General features: G+C 53.8%; 17 protein-coding genes. 9 read left to right on the top strand and 8 right to left on the bottom strand.

Annotated elements, in window-relative coordinates; all coding sequences use genetic code 11:
• Positions 1–34: 34 nt before the first annotated feature.
• Positions 35–229 (top strand): hypothetical protein, encoded by a 195-nt coding sequence (locus tag AC1WNR_RS00490; RefSeq protein WP_481642600.1) that lies wholly within the window; start codon positions 35–37, stop codon positions 227–229.
• A 1-nt stretch (position 230) separates the two neighbouring features.
• On the opposite strand, the gene AC1WNR_RS00485 is transcribed toward AC1WNR_RS00490, so the two are convergent.
• The 4 genes from AC1WNR_RS00485 to radC all read right to left on the bottom strand — a co-directional run bounded on the left by AC1WNR_RS00485 (position 231) and on the right by radC (position 2,562).
• Entirely contained in the window at positions 231–1,118 is an 888-nt protein-coding gene (locus AC1WNR_RS00485) for a DMT family transporter (protein WP_481642599.1), read from the bottom strand.
• Positions 1,119–1,255: 137 nt separating this feature from the next.
• Positions 1,256–1,423: a 50S ribosomal protein L33 gene (gene rpmG, locus AC1WNR_RS00480; protein ID WP_027854336.1), complete on the bottom strand. Its 168-nt coding sequence runs from the start codon at positions 1,421–1,423 to the stop codon at positions 1,256–1,258.
• A 17-nt stretch (positions 1,424–1,440) separates the two neighbouring features.
• Entirely contained in the window at positions 1,441–1,677 is a 237-nt protein-coding gene (gene rpmB / locus AC1WNR_RS00475; RefSeq protein ID WP_481642598.1) for a 50S ribosomal protein L28, read from the bottom strand.
• A 210-nt stretch (positions 1,678–1,887) separates the two neighbouring features.
• Positions 1,888–2,562, bottom strand: a complete 675-nt coding sequence (gene radC, locus AC1WNR_RS00470) for a RadC family protein (RefSeq protein ID WP_481642597.1) — start codon at positions 2,560–2,562, stop codon at positions 1,888–1,890.
• A gap of 100 nt (positions 2,563–2,662) precedes the next feature.
• On the opposite strand from radC, the gene coaBC reads away from it, so the two are divergent.
• The 5 genes from coaBC to AC1WNR_RS00445 are packed head-to-tail and all read left to right on the top strand — an operon-like array spanning position 2,663 to position 7,971.
• Positions 2,663–3,871 (top strand): bifunctional phosphopantothenoylcysteine decarboxylase/phosphopantothenate--cysteine ligase CoaBC, encoded by a 1,209-nt coding sequence (coaBC, locus tag AC1WNR_RS00465; protein WP_481642596.1) that lies wholly within the window; start codon positions 2,663–2,665, stop codon positions 3,869–3,871.
• Complete coding sequence (locus AC1WNR_RS00460; protein ID WP_481642595.1) at positions 3,861–5,261, top strand: phosphomannomutase/phosphoglucomutase; 1,401 nt, start codon at positions 3,861–3,863, stop codon at positions 5,259–5,261. The genes coaBC and AC1WNR_RS00460 overlap by 11 nt, the downstream gene beginning before the upstream one ends.
• 17 nt (positions 5,262–5,278) lie before the next feature.
• Positions 5,279–6,193: an acetylglutamate kinase gene (gene argB / locus AC1WNR_RS00455; RefSeq protein ID WP_481642594.1), complete on the top strand. Its 915-nt coding sequence runs from the start codon at positions 5,279–5,281 to the stop codon at positions 6,191–6,193.
• The gene (slmA, locus tag AC1WNR_RS00450; RefSeq protein ID WP_481642593.1) at positions 6,190–6,789 is read left to right on the top strand and encodes a nucleoid occlusion factor SlmA; all 600 of its coding nucleotides are present in this window, start codon (positions 6,190–6,192) and stop codon (positions 6,787–6,789) included. The genes argB and slmA overlap by 4 nt, the downstream gene beginning before the upstream one ends.
• Complete coding sequence (locus AC1WNR_RS00445; protein WP_481642592.1) at positions 6,790–7,971, top strand: CynX/NimT family MFS transporter; 1,182 nt, start codon at positions 6,790–6,792, stop codon at positions 7,969–7,971.
• Between the two features lie 111 nt (positions 7,972–8,082).
• On the opposite strand, the gene AC1WNR_RS00440 is transcribed toward AC1WNR_RS00445, so the two are convergent.
• From AC1WNR_RS00440 to gpmI, 3 genes are read right to left on the bottom strand one after another with little or no spacing between them, the layout of a single operon-like run.
• Positions 8,083–9,339, bottom strand: coding sequence for a S41 family peptidase (locus tag AC1WNR_RS00440; protein WP_481642591.1), 1,257 nt, complete (start codon positions 9,337–9,339; stop codon positions 8,083–8,085).
• Positions 9,340–9,349: 10 nt separating this feature from the next.
• Complete coding sequence (locus AC1WNR_RS00435) at positions 9,350–10,471, bottom strand: murein hydrolase activator EnvC family protein (protein WP_481642590.1); 1,122 nt, start codon at positions 10,469–10,471, stop codon at positions 9,350–9,352.
• 1 nt (position 10,472) lies between these two features.
• Positions 10,473–12,023 carry a 2,3-bisphosphoglycerate-independent phosphoglycerate mutase gene (gene gpmI / locus AC1WNR_RS00430; RefSeq protein WP_481642589.1) on the bottom strand — a complete coding sequence of 517 codons (1,551 nt, stop codon included), beginning with the start codon at positions 12,021–12,023 and terminating at the stop codon, positions 10,473–10,475.
• 161 nt (positions 12,024–12,184) lie between these two features.
• On the opposite strand from gpmI, the gene AC1WNR_RS00425 reads away from it, so the two are divergent.
• From AC1WNR_RS00425 to secB, 3 genes are read left to right on the top strand one after another with little or no spacing between them, the layout of a single operon-like run.
• Positions 12,185–12,598 (top strand): rhodanese-like domain-containing protein, encoded by a 414-nt coding sequence (locus tag AC1WNR_RS00425; RefSeq protein WP_481642588.1) that lies wholly within the window; start codon positions 12,185–12,187, stop codon positions 12,596–12,598.
• 10 nt (positions 12,599–12,608) lie between these two features.
• A complete protein-coding gene (grxC, locus tag AC1WNR_RS00420; RefSeq protein ID WP_481642587.1) occupies positions 12,609–12,878 on the top strand; it encodes a glutaredoxin 3 in 270 nt (89 codons plus the stop codon).
• 21 nt (positions 12,879–12,899) lie between these two features.
• Complete coding sequence (gene secB, locus AC1WNR_RS00415) at positions 12,900–13,394, top strand: protein-export chaperone SecB (protein ID WP_481642586.1); 495 nt, start codon at positions 12,900–12,902, stop codon at positions 13,392–13,394.
• A gap of 117 nt (positions 13,395–13,511) precedes the next feature.
• Here secB and AC1WNR_RS00410 read toward each other — a convergent pair whose 3' ends face one another.
• Entirely contained in the window at positions 13,512–14,129 is a 618-nt protein-coding gene (locus tag AC1WNR_RS00410) for a tRNA-uridine aminocarboxypropyltransferase (RefSeq protein WP_481642585.1), read from the bottom strand.
• Positions 14,130–14,356: the final 227 nt, after the last annotated feature.

Genomic DNA, 14,356 nt, shown 5'->3' with positions numbered 1-14,356 from the left:
ACACTCAAGAACAACGATAAAGAGGAACAACCTCATGGCAACATACGAATGTAAAGTTTGTGGCATGTCTGTTAACGCAACGTGCGGCCACTGCGATGCACCACTAGAAAACGGCAGTCTAAAACTAGAAGATGGTAGCGAAGTACAGATCTCTAGCTGTCCGAACGGCCACGGTAAGATCAAATCACCGATGTGCTGCGGCCAAGATATGAGCTGTTCTGTCGACTAACTCAGACCTTAGCGGTTATCGCTCGCTGGGTTTGATAAACACCCATCACGGTAACCGCTATACCCGCCAGCGCCAGCATCGATAATTGCTCATCAAAGAGCATCCAAGCTTCTACGGTCGTTGCCATAGGTACCAGGTAGAAATAGCTGGCCACCTTGGCCGACTCACCTTCACGAATCATAAATAGCAGCAGCAAGATTGCGCTAACTGACAGTCCAAATACCAGCCAGGCTAGAGCCCCCATCAAGTGTGGGTCCCAAATGATCTCACGGGTTTCAAAACTAAAGGTTAACAGCCCCATCCAGATCGCCGTCGCTATATACTGCACAAATGAGGCGGTTAGCAGGTTAACACCGCCGCCAAAGCGTTTCTGGTAAAGGGTGCCAATCGTGATACTGAAGAGCGCGACAAGCGCGGCCGCTAGCGCTCCCGGATGCACCTCAAACTGATGTTCAAACACGCCCGAACCGAGCACGACCACCACGCCGACTAGTCCCAGCCATAGTCCAATCCAGCCGCGCTGACTCAGTGACTGACCCAAAAAGTACTTTGATAGAAATGCCGTAAGCAGGGGCTGCAAACCGACGATAATCGCCGCAACGCCCGCTGGTAGCTCTAACTTAATCGCCGCAAAGACTCCGCCCAAATAACCGGCATGGATAAGACTACCGGTCACCATCTGATGGCCACTCTGCTTTAACGTCGGCCATCGCGCTTTAAACCACAAGATCAGGCCGAGAAAGGCGACCAGTGTCAGCAACATCCTGATGAACAGGAAGTTGAACGGTTCTATGTAAGGCAAACCCCAGCGGGCACCAATAAAGCCGGTACTCCATAGACCAACAAAGAGAAAGGGGACTGCGCGGGTGAAATTGTTAGAGAGGTGCATAGATTACTCAAAGGCCCAGTTATGAATCGAGGGCGCTGCTCTCGGGCATCCTGTCCTTCGCAGCAGAAGTACATCCATATACAAAAGAGCCCGCAGTCAGACTAGCTGAGTGCGGGCTCTTTTAGAAGCAAAATCAATTACTTGATTTTAGCTTCCTTGTAGATAACGTGCTTGCGTACAACAGGATCGTATTTCTTGAATTCGAACTTGTCTGGAGTGTTACGCTTGTTCTTATCTGTGGTGTAGAAGTGACCTGTACCAGCAGAAGAAACCAGTCGGATCTTTTCGCGTGCGCCTTTAGCCATGATCTAGCTCCTTTTGCTTAAACTTTGTTGCCGTTTGCACGGACTTCAGCAAGAACGGCATCGATGCCTTTCTTGTCGATGATACGCATGCCTTTAGAAGAGACGCGCAGACGAACGAATTTGTTTTCGCTCTCTACCCAGAAACGGTGCCAGTGCAGGTTAGGCAGGAAACGACGACGTGTTTTGCGCTGTGAGTGAGAAACGTTGTTTCCCGTTACTGGGCGCTTACCAGTAACCATACATACTCGAGACATTTTAAAACCTCAGTTAATAATGTTTTCTTAACCCTGTCAGATCTTTATTGGCTACTGCACTTAAACTCGCTGTAGCCTCAGGCGGAGCGTCCGAAAACGAGACAAAAATCCCGTACCAGTGAGACAGAGGCGCGCAATAATACACAAGTACCCCTCTATACGCCACTCTTTTGTGCAAATAATCACCACCGGCGCGAGGTCAAACAGATCTTAGAGCCAACCACGTTCGGCAAACGAGACAGTAACGCCAGCGCCCAGCACCAGATGATCTAGGGTGCGGATATCCACAAGTGCCAACGCCTGCTGAATCCGTTCGGTGATCTGTCGATCGGCCAATGAGGGCTCTGCAACGCCCGAGGGGTGGTTGTGCGCCAATATCACTGCGGCGGCACCCTGCTGCAAAGCAGCCCTCACTACTTCACGCGGGTAAACCGCCGCCGCATTGAGCGTTCCACTAAAAAGCACCTCCCAATGCAGAGCGCGATGCTGAGTATCCAAGAAAAGCACACCAAAGTGCTCACGCGGGGAGCGCGCGATCTGAAGCTGCAGGAACTGCTGCACCTGCTCCGGGTTTGAGAGCGCGTTACCACGCAATAGCGGCTGACTGATTACACGTCGACCGAGCTCCAGTGCCGCCTGCAGCAATACATAGCGAGCACTACCCGCACCATTGAGATGGCAGAAGCTTTTTTTATCTAACGCTAACAGTCCTGCTAGGTCTTGATGGTTGGCCAACCAGCTTCGCGCCAGCTCAACAGCATTCTGTCCGGGTAGCCCCTGCCCGATAAAGAGTGCCAGCAGTTCGGCATCACTGAGTGCCGCTGCGCCCTGGGCCAATAGCCGTTCACGTGGCCGTTCGGCGGCCGGCCAGTTCTGAATCTTCATCTCTGCACCTCCTTGTGCACGCTTCTAGATTGCTTGGTTTTCAGTATAGGTGCTATTCTCCACCTCCTAACCAATTCAGCTATGACTGGGCTTTCGGGGTATGCATAGACTTACTAACCGCAATATTTTGCTTGGAATCACGGGTGGAATCGCTGCCTATAAGAGTGCGGAACTGACGCGTGCACTAGTCGGCGCCGGCGCCAATGTGCGCATCGTACTTACTGCGGCGGGCGCTGAGTTCATCACGCCGCTGACGCTGCAGGCGCTCTCTAGCAACCCGGTGCATCAGAGCCTTCTGGACCCCGAAGCTGAGCAGGGAATGGGCCACATTGAACTGGCTCGCTGGGCCGACCTGATTCTGATAGCCCCGGCCAGTGCCGATTTTATGGCACGCCTCAGCCACGGCATGGCTAATGATCTGTTAACAACGCTCTGTCTGGCGAGCGATGCACCTATCTGTATTGCCCCAGCCATGAATCAAGCGATGTGGCGCGACCCGCGTACGCAAGAGAATGCTCAGCGTCTATCGGCTCAGGGTGTGCAGCTCTGGGGACCCGGTGCGGGTGAACAGGCGTGCGGCGATGTAGGGCCTGGACGCATGCTGGAGCCTACAGAGCTCGCCCAACTTACCGCTGAAGCCTTCGGAAAACCGCATCTGAATGGCGTGCGTGTCTGCATTACAGCGGGCCCGACTCGCGAGGCGCTAGATCCTGTGCGCTACATCTCAAATCACAGCTCCGGCAAGATGGGTTACGCCCTAGCGGCGGCCGCTGCCAAAGCCGGCGCTGAAGTTATTCTAATCTCTGGCCCAGTCAGCTTGGAGACTCCGGCAGGTGTGCAGCGCATCAACGTAGAGTCTGCTGAACAGATGCTAGTAACCGCTCTCGAAGTCGCGCCCTCCGCTGACATCTTTATTGGAGCAGCTGCGGTGGCCGATTATCGACCCGTAGCTGTAGCCGATCAGAAGATTAAGAAAGGGCAAGAGGAGCTGATGGAACTGCGTCTGGTTAAAAACCCAGACATTATCGCGAGCGTCTCCGCACTGCCTAACCGACCTTTTACCGTCGGCTTCGCGGCAGAGACTGAGAACGTGCTTACTTATGCGCGCTCAAAGCTAGAGCGAAAAAGCTTAGACCTAGTAATCGCCAACGATGTCTCTCAGAGCGGCATCGGTTTTAACGCTGATGAGAACGAGGTCACACTCGTCAGTACTGCGGGTGATTTCAAGCTCCCACGAGACAGTAAACACTCACTTGCGCGGACGCTGATCGAACAGATTGCCGAGCTGATGGGCGCCAATGAGCACTGACTTTCGCCAGCCCCTACAGGCAATAGACCGGGAAATAGTCCGTGCCTACGACTTCCGCGGTCGAGTCGCTACCCAGTTAACCGCTCAGGCGGTTTACTGGCTCGGTCGCGCTTATGCCCATCAACTCAGAGGGTTAAATGACGCTCAGGTGTGCGTCGGCGCCGATGGCCGCAATTCCGGCCCTGAACTCAAACAAGCCTTGGTTGCAGGGCTACGCGAAGGTGGCGCAGATGTACTCGACTGCGGCTTCTGCGCCACGCCAGTGGTCTACTTTGCCGCAGCACAGCAAGAGACTATGAACGCCATTGTGCTGACCGCGAGTCACAATCCCAGCGATCAGAACGGTTTAAAACTGATTCTTAACAACCGCGCCCTACTGGATGATGAGATTAGCGAGCTCGCCACCCTTGGCTGCAGCGACGAGTTGCACTCGGGTGCAGGCAAACTACGTGAGCAGACGCAGAACGCCTCTTACGTACACGCCATTGCTCAGCGCTTTGACCTTAAACCGGGGATGAAGGTAGTCATCGATTGCGGCAATGGTATTGGCGGCCCAGTCACGGAGATGCTATTCAAGCGCCTCAACACCCGCCTGAGCCCGCTGTTTGCCGATGTGGACGGAGACTTCCCTAACCACTCACCAGACCCCTGCATTGCCAGCAACCTGCTGGAACTTCAGCGTACAGTCGTAAAACAGAAAGCAGACATCGGATTTGCGCTCGACGGCGACGCAGATCGCGTGGTCGCAATTAGCGCTAGCGGTCGTATCTTGGTGCCCGACCAACTTCTTATGTTGCTGGCGAGCGATATCCTTGAACAAGAGCAGGGCTTGGTGCTGATGGATGCAAAGTGCAGCTCCCTAGTACGCTCTGAGATTGAATCTAAAGGCGGTGTCATACAGATCGGCCGTACCGGCCACTCTCCGATGAAGCGCCTTATGCAGGCGAGCGGCGCACTCTGTGGCGGCGAGCTGAGTGCCCACTACTACTTTGCCGAATGGTACGGCTTTGATGATGGCTTGTACACTGCGGTACGCCTGCTAGAGCTACTGCAACGCAAGGGTCAAACACTGGATCAGCTGATTGATTCTCTTCCTCAACGTGTCAGCACGCCGGAGATGCGCATTGAAGTTGCCGATGAACGCAAATTTGAGATTGTGCGCCAGCTTGAGAGTACTGAATTCGGGGCCCGCGAACTGATCAGCATCGATGGATTACGTGTTGAATTCGGGGATGGCTGGGGGCTTTTGCGCGCGTCCAACACCGAACCGGCATTGGTGGTGCGTTTCGAAGCGGACAGCCGCGAGAGAATAAACGAGATAATTACGATATTTAACCGAAGTTTAGCTCAGATAGGCGCAAATGAATGCGCGATCGAGCTTTTTAACTGACAACTCAGGAGGCAGACATGCCACTCAACCGCGATCAAGCGATCTCCACAGCAAATGTCCTCTCAGAGGCGATGCCCTACATCCAACGTTTTGTTGGCAAGACGCTGGTGATTAAGTACGGCGGTAATGCAATGACTGACGACAAGCTCAAAGAGAGCTTTGCACGCGACATCGTCATGCTGAAACTGATCGGCTTAAACCCTATTGTTGTCCACGGTGGTGGCCCACAGATCGGTGAACTTCTGGAACAGCTAAAAATCGAGTCGCACTTCGTTAACGGCATGCGCGTAACCGACTCTAAAACCATGGATGTGGTTGAGATGGTGCTTGGTGGCGCGGTAAACAAAGAGATTGTCGGCCTGATCAATTCTGCCGGCGGTAAAGCAATCGGCCTGACCGGTAAAGATGGTGACCTGCTGCGCGCACGCAAACTGGTGGTGAAGCATAAAACACCGGAGATGGCAGCATCTGAAATTATTGATATCGGTCATGTCGGCGAAGTTGAGCGCGTCAACGTGAAGGTACTAGAGATGCTAGTAGCGTCCGACTTCATTCCAGTCATTGCCCCGATCGGTGTCGGCGAAGATGGTGCTTCTTACAACATCAATGCCGACCTGGTTGCTGGCAAAGTTGCCGAGGTACTGCAGGCTGAAAAGCTAATTCTGCTGACCAATATCGCCGGCCTCATGGACAAGGACGGTAAAGTACTGACTGGCCTCTCTCCTAAACAGGTCGATGAGCTAATTGAAGACGGTACGATCTACGGCGGTATGCTGCCAAAAATCGACTGTGCACTGAGCGCGGTTAAGTCAGGCGTGACCTCGGCACACATTATCGATGGCCGTGTTGAGCACTCCTGCATGCTAGAGATCTTCACCGATGAGGGTGTGGGTACACTGATCACTAACAAGAACTTAAAGGTTGGAGCATGACCGAACTAAAAGTCTCGCGCCGCGAGCAGATTTTGCAGGCACTGGCGGGCATGCTGGAGAGCAACCCCGGCCAGCGCATAACGACTGCCGCACTAGCAAAAGAGGTAGGTGTCTCCGAGGCGGCACTCTATCGTCACTTCCCCAGCAAAGCACGCATGTTTGAAGGGCTGATCGACTTTATCGAAGAGACGATCTTCACGCGCGTTAAACTGATTGTTCAATCCGATGCCGGGGCCGCACGCCAGTGCGAACAGATGATGACCCTGCTACTGGCATTTGTTGAGAAGAACCCTGGTATGGCTCGTATTCTCGCGGGCGATGCGCTCGCTGGTGAAACTGAACGCCTGCGCACGCAAGTTAATCAACTGTTCGAACGGCTCGAAACGCAGATCAAACAAGTCCTGCGCGAAGCGGAGATGCGCGATGGTTCACGCACGGAGATTCCAGCCGGTTCCGCGGCCAACCTGATCATTGCGACGGCTGAAGGACGCATCCGTCAATACGTGCGCACGGATTTCCGTCGCCGCCCAACAGAGTTCTGGCCGGAGCAGTGGACACGCTTAGCCCAAGGGCTGTTCCGAACGAAGAGCGTATAAGTGCAGACTGGACATTTCGATAATCGGCGTTGGGCTTTTGTAGGCGCTATTTTTGCGCTGATGCTAGCGGCAGCGAACCTGCGCGGCGGCCTAGTAGTTATTGGGCCCATCGTCGCCGACATGCGTGCTGACCTCGGCGTTAGTGCTTCGGCATTCGGCATGTTGATGACGCTACCGCTGATATGCTTCGGTTTAATTTCGCTGCTTGTGCCCTCGCTCGCCCGCAGAATAGAACCTCTAAAAGTGGTACTTGGGGCGACCCTGCTGATCGCTGCGGGCGCAGCACTGAGACTACTGATCAACTTCCCAATTATGCTGCTTGGCACCCTGTTAATGGGTACCGGTATCGCTGTCCTGAACGTATTGATCCCTGGACTGGTGAAGGGGCTCTTCCCGAAACAGAGCGGTTCGCTGACGGGCCTCTACACCGTCGTTCTAACAATGGGTGCCACACTGAGTATTGTCAGTGCCATTCCGATGCGCGACTACTTTGATAGCTGGCAGGCTCCTATGGTTGTGTGGGCTCTGCTCCCGTTGCTCGCAGCGGTGGTTTGGTTACCTATGTTGCGGGTCCGCTTCACCCCACAAAACATGCCGACACCGAGCGCGAGTGTCTGGCGACTCCCTAAAGCCTGGGCACTGACTGCCTTTATGGGACTGCAGTCCTCGGTCTTCTATGTTTTAGCGACCTGGTTACCGCGTCTTCTGATGGATAGTGGTTACACTGATGTCTATGCAGGTTCTCTAACCTCACTGCTAGCACTCGTTGGTCTGCCTGCGGCTTTTATAATTCCAGTATTAGCCTCGCGTATGCAGTCGCAACGCGGCCTAATTCTAATGATTCTGATCACTGGGTTGGCCGGCATGTTTGGCTTGCTACTGATGCCAGAGAAATTTGCTGAGCTGTGGGTATCGTTGCTAGGTATTTACGGGGGTAGTTCGTTGAGTATGGCGCTGGTGCTGTTCGCGATCAAAACTCACGATATGCGCCAAGCTACGGCGCTATCGGCAATGGTACAGGGTTTGGGATATCTGGGAGCCAGTGTCACACCAAGCTTGGTGGGTGCTATCTACGACTTCAGCCACGAGTGGACGCTTGTGGTCTGGGGAATCATTGCCGTTATAACGCTACAGAACCTTGCCGGCTGGATTGTCTGCGCGCCGGGTAAGATTGACGAGTAGATGTAAAAGCTGCTGTAGAAGCGCTGTACGCAAAGCGTATTGCGCGACCCATAGCGACCCATAGCGATAAGGGAGCGATATCGCGAAATAGCGCTGCGCGCTACATCACTCCTACCTTTTACTGACGATATTCAAGGCTTTCAGTAGGGTGTAGGCCTGGTAAAGTTGGAAATCTTCGCCGTTCAGCTCTTCGGCAACCGGTTTGCTCTCGTCACCATTTTCCAGATGACCGGTTAGATCGCGTTCGCGCACGATATCCACCTCGGGTGTATCCGCATCCGTCAACGAGCGCCGCTCGACAACCACATCCGGTACTATCCCCTGCGCCTGAATAGAGCGGCCTGAGGGGGTGAAGTACCGGGCGGTGGTAATCTTAACTCCACGATCCTCAGAAAGCGGTAAGATCGTCTGCACAGACCCTTTGCCGAAGCTCTGGGTACCCAAAATTACCGCCCGCTGTTGATCTTGCAGTGCACCGGCCACAATCTCTGAAGCCGAGGCTGAACCGCCATTGATCAACACGATAACCGGTGTCTCCATCGGCACTGCGGTATCAGCATTGGCATCAAAACTCAGTTCTGAACGCTCCAGACGCCCCTCGGTGTAGACGATTCGCCCCTCATTTAGAAACGCATCAGAGACATCGACCGCCGCCTGAAGCACGCCACCGGGATTGTTTCGCAGATCCACAACCAACCCTTTTAGCGGCTGAGCTTCACTGACTTTCGCAATTGCGCTGTTGAGCTCTTCACCGGTATTAGCTTGGAACTGGCTGATGCGCACATAACCGTATCCATCTGCCAGCAGACGACTCTTCACGCTTGAGGATTTGATCGCCGCACGCTCAATCTCCACCTCAAAAGGTGCATCAGCAGAGTCACGCATAATCGATAGACGCACGCTGGTTCCAATCTCACCGCGCAGTAGGTCTACAGCTTCGCTCAAGCCCATGCCTTGTACTGGGGTATCATCAATCTTGATGATCAGATCGCCCGACTGAAGGCCTGCTCGCGAAGCCGGAGTATCATCAATCGGTGAGATAACGTGGATGAATCCATCCTTCATACCCACCTCTATCCCCAAGCCGCCAAAACGCCCAGAAGTACTCTCCTGCAAACTGCCAAAGTCATCGGGAGCCAGGTAGGAGGAGTGAGGGTCGAGGCCTGCGACCATACCGCGAATGGCATCCTCTAGGAGCTGCTCATCCGTCACCGGTTCAACATAGGCACTCTTGATGCGGCCAAACACCTCAGCAAACATACGCAGCTCTTCAAGTGGCAGCTGCTCGGACTCCTCCGCCATAACTGGCACTACAGGGGTGCTTAGAGCCAGCGTTGTTGCCAGCATCAGTGGACGGAGTTTGAACATGCTTACCTCGCTATGATCGCTTAAGCCATTTCATCGGGTCGACACTTTGGGCATTGTGTCGGATCGAGAAGTAGAGGGCCGGTTGGGCATAACCACCACTATTTCCAGAAACTGCAATGGCGTCTCCAGCGCCGACCCAATCCCCTGTCTGACGCATCAGAGATTGATTCTGGCCATACAGACTCATGTAGCCCTGGCCGTGGTCAACGATAATTAGAAGCCCGTAACCCCTCAACCACTCCGAGAATACCACGCGGCCTGGATGGATGGCATAAACGGCTTTACCGGCATCCACCGCCAACACCACCCCATCTCTGCTGCGCTCTGAACCAAAGCGCTGCAGAACCTTACCCTGCACCGGCCAAGGTAACTTGCCTCGGCTCTTATCAAAGGGGGCAGAGCCCGACTCTAGCGCCATCAGATCGACTGATCGATTGATATCCTCAAGTAGCTTTTGCAATCGCGCGACGTCTGCGTTGAGCTCAGCCACGCGACCTTTTTTCTTATCGATTGAGCTGTTGATACGGGCCAGTGTTTTAACCCGTTTAATCTTAGCCGTCTCAACTGCTTGTTTTTGCTTAGCTAAGAGCTCACCCTCAGCCCGCAGTTCAGCCTCGTTTGCATCAATATCAGCGTTCGTTGTCGCCAGTGCCTCCAGTTGCGCGTTAAAAGCATCGGCTTGGTGTTTGACCGCTGAACTAATCCCCTCGTAGTAGCGCATCATGCGGTCAAGATCGGCAGGAGAGCGGTTGGATAGGAGCAACTTAAGGCGAGGCTGCTGCCCCTGCTGATACTGCTCTAATAGCAGCTGCTGTAGGCGCTCACGACTCTGACCAATCTTAGCTTGTAATTGCGCGCGACGAGCAGTGAGATCCCCTGCACGACTGTTGAGTGCTTTGATCCGCAACTGCAGGTCTTGCTGCTGCAACGTAAGGTCGGCGATCTCTTTGTCGTTAGCACGCAGCTGGCGTTGCAGCGATTCGCGATCACCCAACTCTGCATCGATCTGCTTTTCTAGCTTGGCGATCTGCTGTTTGAGCTGCTCGAGTTCAGCGCCAGTTTCAGACGCAGTCTGCGCTGCTGCTGGCCAGATCAAGCTAGCCAACAGCAGCACAGCAACTCGAAGCTTCAACTTAGATATCCGCCAGAGGTTGGCCGGTCATCTCTTCAGGCTGAGGTAGTTCCATCAGCTTCAGTAGTGTCGGAGCCAGGTCACATAGGGCCCCATCACGCAGCTTTAACGAAGCGTTGCGAGGGCCATCATAAACGAGCGCTACCGGCCAGGTGGTGTGTGAGGTGTGCGGCTGGCCCGAATTCGGGTCCACCATCAGCTCAACGTTGCCGTGGTCAGCGGTGATCAGTGTCTCACCACCAACTTCTGCCATCGCCGCCAGTACTTTCTCAAGCGCTGCGTCAACCGCTTCACAGGCCTTCACTGCGGCATCAAACTTACCGGTGTGACCAACCATATCGCCGTTAGCAAAGTTCGAAACGATTAGGTCGTACTTACCACTGCGAATCGCTTCGCAGAGCTTGTCCGACACCTCCGGCAGGCTCATTTCAGGCTGCAGATCGTAGGTTGCCACGTCCGGAGAAGGCACCAAAATACGATCCTCTCCGGGGTACACAGCCTCTGCACCGCCATTGAAAAAGAAGGTGACGTGAGCGTACTTCTCGGTTTCTGAGATACGCAGCTGTGTGCGGCCGATGGAGGAGAGATAAGCACCCAGATCATTAGAGATGCTCTCTGGTGGGTAGGCGCAAGAGGCGGGGATATCCGCAGCATACTCAGTCAGCATCACAAAGTCGGCAAGCTTAGGCCTAGCCGCCCGTGCAAACCCGTCAAAGCTCTCACCTTCAACAAAACAGCGGGTGATCTCACGCGCGCGGTCTGGACGGAAGTTTGCGCAGATCAGCGCATCGCCATCGGCAACTACACCCTTAGGCTGACCTGCTGCATCGGTTATAACCGTTGCAGCGACAAACTCATCGTTCTCATCGCGGGCATAGGCCGCGGCCAGCGCCTCTGCGGCCGAGTTTGCCGTCTGCTGGCCCTTACCCAGCGTCATAGCATCGTACGCCTGCTGTACACGATCCCAGCGGTTATCGCGGTCCATGGCAAAGTAACGGCCGACAACCGTAGCAACTGCACCCGCACCCAACTCAGCGAATTTCGCATCGGCCGCTTTCAATGAAGCCTCAGCAGAGCGTGGCGGCATATCACGGCCATCAAGGATGGCATGCAGATAGACAGCTTTGGCACCACGTTTTACAGCCATCTCTGCGAGCGCAAAGATATGATCCTCATGGCTGTGCACACCGCCCGGCGACAGCAGACCCAGCAGATGCACGGCACGACCGTTGGTAATCGCCGCATCCATCGCGTTACACAGCACGCTATTCTCAAAGAAGTCGCCGTCCTCAATCGCTTTGGTGATGCGCGTGAGGTTTTGGTAGACCGTGCGGCCTGCGCCAATATTCATGTGTCCGACTTCAGAGTTGCCCATCTGACCATCGGGCAGGCCTACGGCCATGCCTGAGGTCTGGATACGCGAATTGGGATTAGCGCTCAACAGGCGGTCCCACACAGGGGTGTTAGCGGCAGCGACGGCAGAGGATTCAGTCGCCTCTACGCCATAGCCATCAAGAATAATCAGCGCTTTTGTCTGTTTTGGGGTGGTCATTTGCTCTCTTCTCAGCATCTAAGACTTAAGTTGTGTGAATCTTACCGATTCTGCCGCCGCAAGGCCACGCGCTGGCGGCTTAATTTGGCTCAAACTCTTATACCGAGGCGCCGGTCAGGGTATACTTCTGCCCCATAATTTTTTGTACAGATGGATGCTCCATGGAAAACATCTTCGATTTTATCGGCAATAACCCTCTGTTAGTGCTCGCTTGGGTCTTTACCCTAATGATGCTGATCTTTACTGAGCGTCAGAAGAGCGGTAAATCGGCCTCTCCAGCAGAGGCGACGCGCATGATCAATAAAGAGGATGCGGTGGTTATTGATATCCGAGCGAAGAAAGAGTTTGGCGCAGGCCATATCGCTAACTCAATCAATATGCCGTTGGCAGATATAGACCGTCGCATGAGCGAGCTTAACTCTCACAAGGAGAAGCCGATCATTGTGGTCTGCAATATGGGTCAGACTGCCGGCACGGCCTGTCGCAAACTCAAGGCTGCTGGTTTTAACCCAGTGCGTCTATCTGGCGGCATAACTGAATGGCGTGGGCAGAATATGCCTGTCGTCTCCAAGTAAGGGCAGCCCCATGAATATCGATCTCTACTCATCACGCTGGTGCGGTTTTTGTATGCGGGCCAAGATGCTGCTCGACTCCAAAGGGGTTGAGTACAATGAGATTGATGTCGACCAAGATTCCGCTCTGCGCGCTCAGATGATGCAGCGCAGTGGCCGACGAACCGTCCCACAGATATTTATCGATGAAGTACATGTGGGCGGATGTGACGACCTCTACGCGTTAGAGCGTAGCGGTCAACTTGATGAATTGCTGGCGAAGAACAGCAACGACAATAACTAAGATAAGTTTTAGGAACGAACAATGTCAGAAGAAGCACAGGCTCCACAGCCACAGTTTGGTATGAAGCGCATCTACCTTAAAGATGCATCACTCGAGTGCCCGGGCGCACCTGCAATTTTCAACCAGCATTGGGCTCCAGCTGTTAACCTCGAAGTTAACACCAAGAACGCGCAGTTGGATGAGAACCACTACGAGGTCACTCTGGTTCTGACAGTCAACGTTAAAGTTGGTGAAGAGACTGCATTCCTGATCGAAGTTCACCAGGCAGCAATCTTTATGATCTCAGGCTTCGAGCCTGCACAGATGCACCACACTCTGGGCGCTTACTGTCCAAACCTACTGTTCCCATATGCACGTGAAGCAGTCGACAACCTGGCAGTTAAAGCGAGCTTCCCAGCTCTGATGCTGCAGCAGGTTAACTTTGACGCACTCTACCAGCAGAAGCTGCAGCAGCTGATGGAGCAGCACAAAGCGGAACAGGGCGAAGGCGAAAACGCTGAAGCCGCCGCTGAGTAATTGAGCGGAAAGCAAAAGAGGCCCGGCACTGTCCGGGCTTTTTTGTATGTGCAGTTCGTTTAAGGGTAATACGCAAAGGGCTTATTTCGCGAAATAGCGCTGTGCGCTACATCGCTCTTACAGATCGTAGGTTTCGCCGGTATTTGAGTCGCGTTTGGCCCAACGACGGCGAGAAGCGATGTAGTGCGAATTAAACTTCTGATAGTAGGTCTCTAATGCATCACCTGCGCTATCTTCACCCAATTGATGCAGCAGCGCTGCGGCAACTTCGGCCGTACACAACTGACCTTCATGAATCGCCTTACGCAAAGCATAGGTAGAGCTGCGCACCTGATCTAAACTGATCACCGGTAGATTCTGCAGGTAGGTCGAGAGACGGAACATCCGCCGCGCCTGTCGCCAGGTACCATCAAGTAAAATTAGCAGCGGCTTACCCGCCTGCTCTGCCGCAAAAGGCGTTTTGATCATCCGTTCGCGATAACCATCCCCTGGTGGAAATACCAGTATCGGTTGATATGCAGGATCCTCCAACAGCCTTTCCAACGGCTCTCCAGGGTCAGAGCGGGACACCCACTGAATAACATGCGTATTGGCGATCGTTGCTTCAATTAAACGCCCGGTATTGGTGGGCTTGTAGGTCTCATTGCGGTGCATCAATACAACAAACTCGACCTCTGCGCTTACCTGATTGCGAAACTCGCAGATACAGCTCTGCTGTGGAAGATGACAACTCACGCAACGAATCACACCCGCTCCGCGAGCAAGGTAGGGTCGGCGAGGTGGGTTCTCTTGTTGGGGCATAAAGGAGGCAGAGCACACTCAGATTTTGGGGTCCGATAGTTTAGCTAAATTTTTTACAAATAACTGTAACAAGCTTCTTATCTGTCACGACTGCCTATTTGACGCTCGTTGGGCCTCTACTAAAGTTACAAAACCCTGAAAACAGCGAAGATATAAACCGG

The organism is Marinobacterium marisflavi (assembly GCF_982447095.1).
The sequence above is the reverse complement of the archived record's forward strand: the minus strand, read 5'-3'. Positions and strand labels throughout refer to the sequence as shown.

What these genes read in the sequence shown, in the direction of transcription:
- AC1WNR_RS00490 (WP_481642600.1), top strand. Translation starts at nt 35, where the DNA reads ATGGCAACATACGAATGTAAAGTTTGTGGCATGTCTGTTAACGCAACG.
- AC1WNR_RS00485 (WP_481642599.1), bottom strand. Translation starts at nt 1,118, where the DNA reads ATGCACCTCTCTAACAATTTCACCCGCGCAGTCCCCTTTCTCTTTGTT.
- rpmG (WP_027854336.1), bottom strand. Translation starts at nt 1,423, where the DNA reads ATGGCTAAAGGCGCACGCGAAAAGATCCGACTGGTTTCTTCTGCTGGT.
- rpmB (WP_481642598.1), bottom strand. Translation starts at nt 1,677, where the DNA reads ATGTCTCGAGTATGTATGGTTACTGGTAAGCGCCCAGTAACGGGAAAC.
- radC (WP_481642597.1), bottom strand. Translation starts at nt 2,562, where the DNA reads ATGAAGATTCAGAACTGGCCGGCCGCCGAACGGCCACGTGAACGGCTA.
- coaBC (WP_481642596.1), top strand. Translation starts at nt 2,663, where the DNA reads ATGCATAGACTTACTAACCGCAATATTTTGCTTGGAATCACGGGTGGA.
- AC1WNR_RS00460 (WP_481642595.1), top strand. Translation starts at nt 3,861, where the DNA reads ATGAGCACTGACTTTCGCCAGCCCCTACAGGCAATAGACCGGGAAATA.
- argB (WP_481642594.1), top strand. Translation starts at nt 5,279, where the DNA reads ATGCCACTCAACCGCGATCAAGCGATCTCCACAGCAAATGTCCTCTCA.
- slmA (WP_481642593.1), top strand. Translation starts at nt 6,190, where the DNA reads ATGACCGAACTAAAAGTCTCGCGCCGCGAGCAGATTTTGCAGGCACTG.
- AC1WNR_RS00440 (WP_481642591.1), bottom strand. Translation starts at nt 9,339, where the DNA reads ATGTTCAAACTCCGTCCACTGATGCTGGCAACAACGCTGGCTCTAAGC.
- gpmI (WP_481642589.1), bottom strand. Translation starts at nt 12,023, where the DNA reads ATGACCACCCCAAAACAGACAAAAGCGCTGATTATTCTTGATGGCTAT.
- AC1WNR_RS00425 (WP_481642588.1), top strand. Translation starts at nt 12,185, where the DNA reads ATGGAAAACATCTTCGATTTTATCGGCAATAACCCTCTGTTAGTGCTC.
- grxC (WP_481642587.1), top strand. Translation starts at nt 12,609, where the DNA reads ATGAATATCGATCTCTACTCATCACGCTGGTGCGGTTTTTGTATGCGG.
- secB (WP_481642586.1), top strand. Translation starts at nt 12,900, where the DNA reads ATGTCAGAAGAAGCACAGGCTCCACAGCCACAGTTTGGTATGAAGCGC.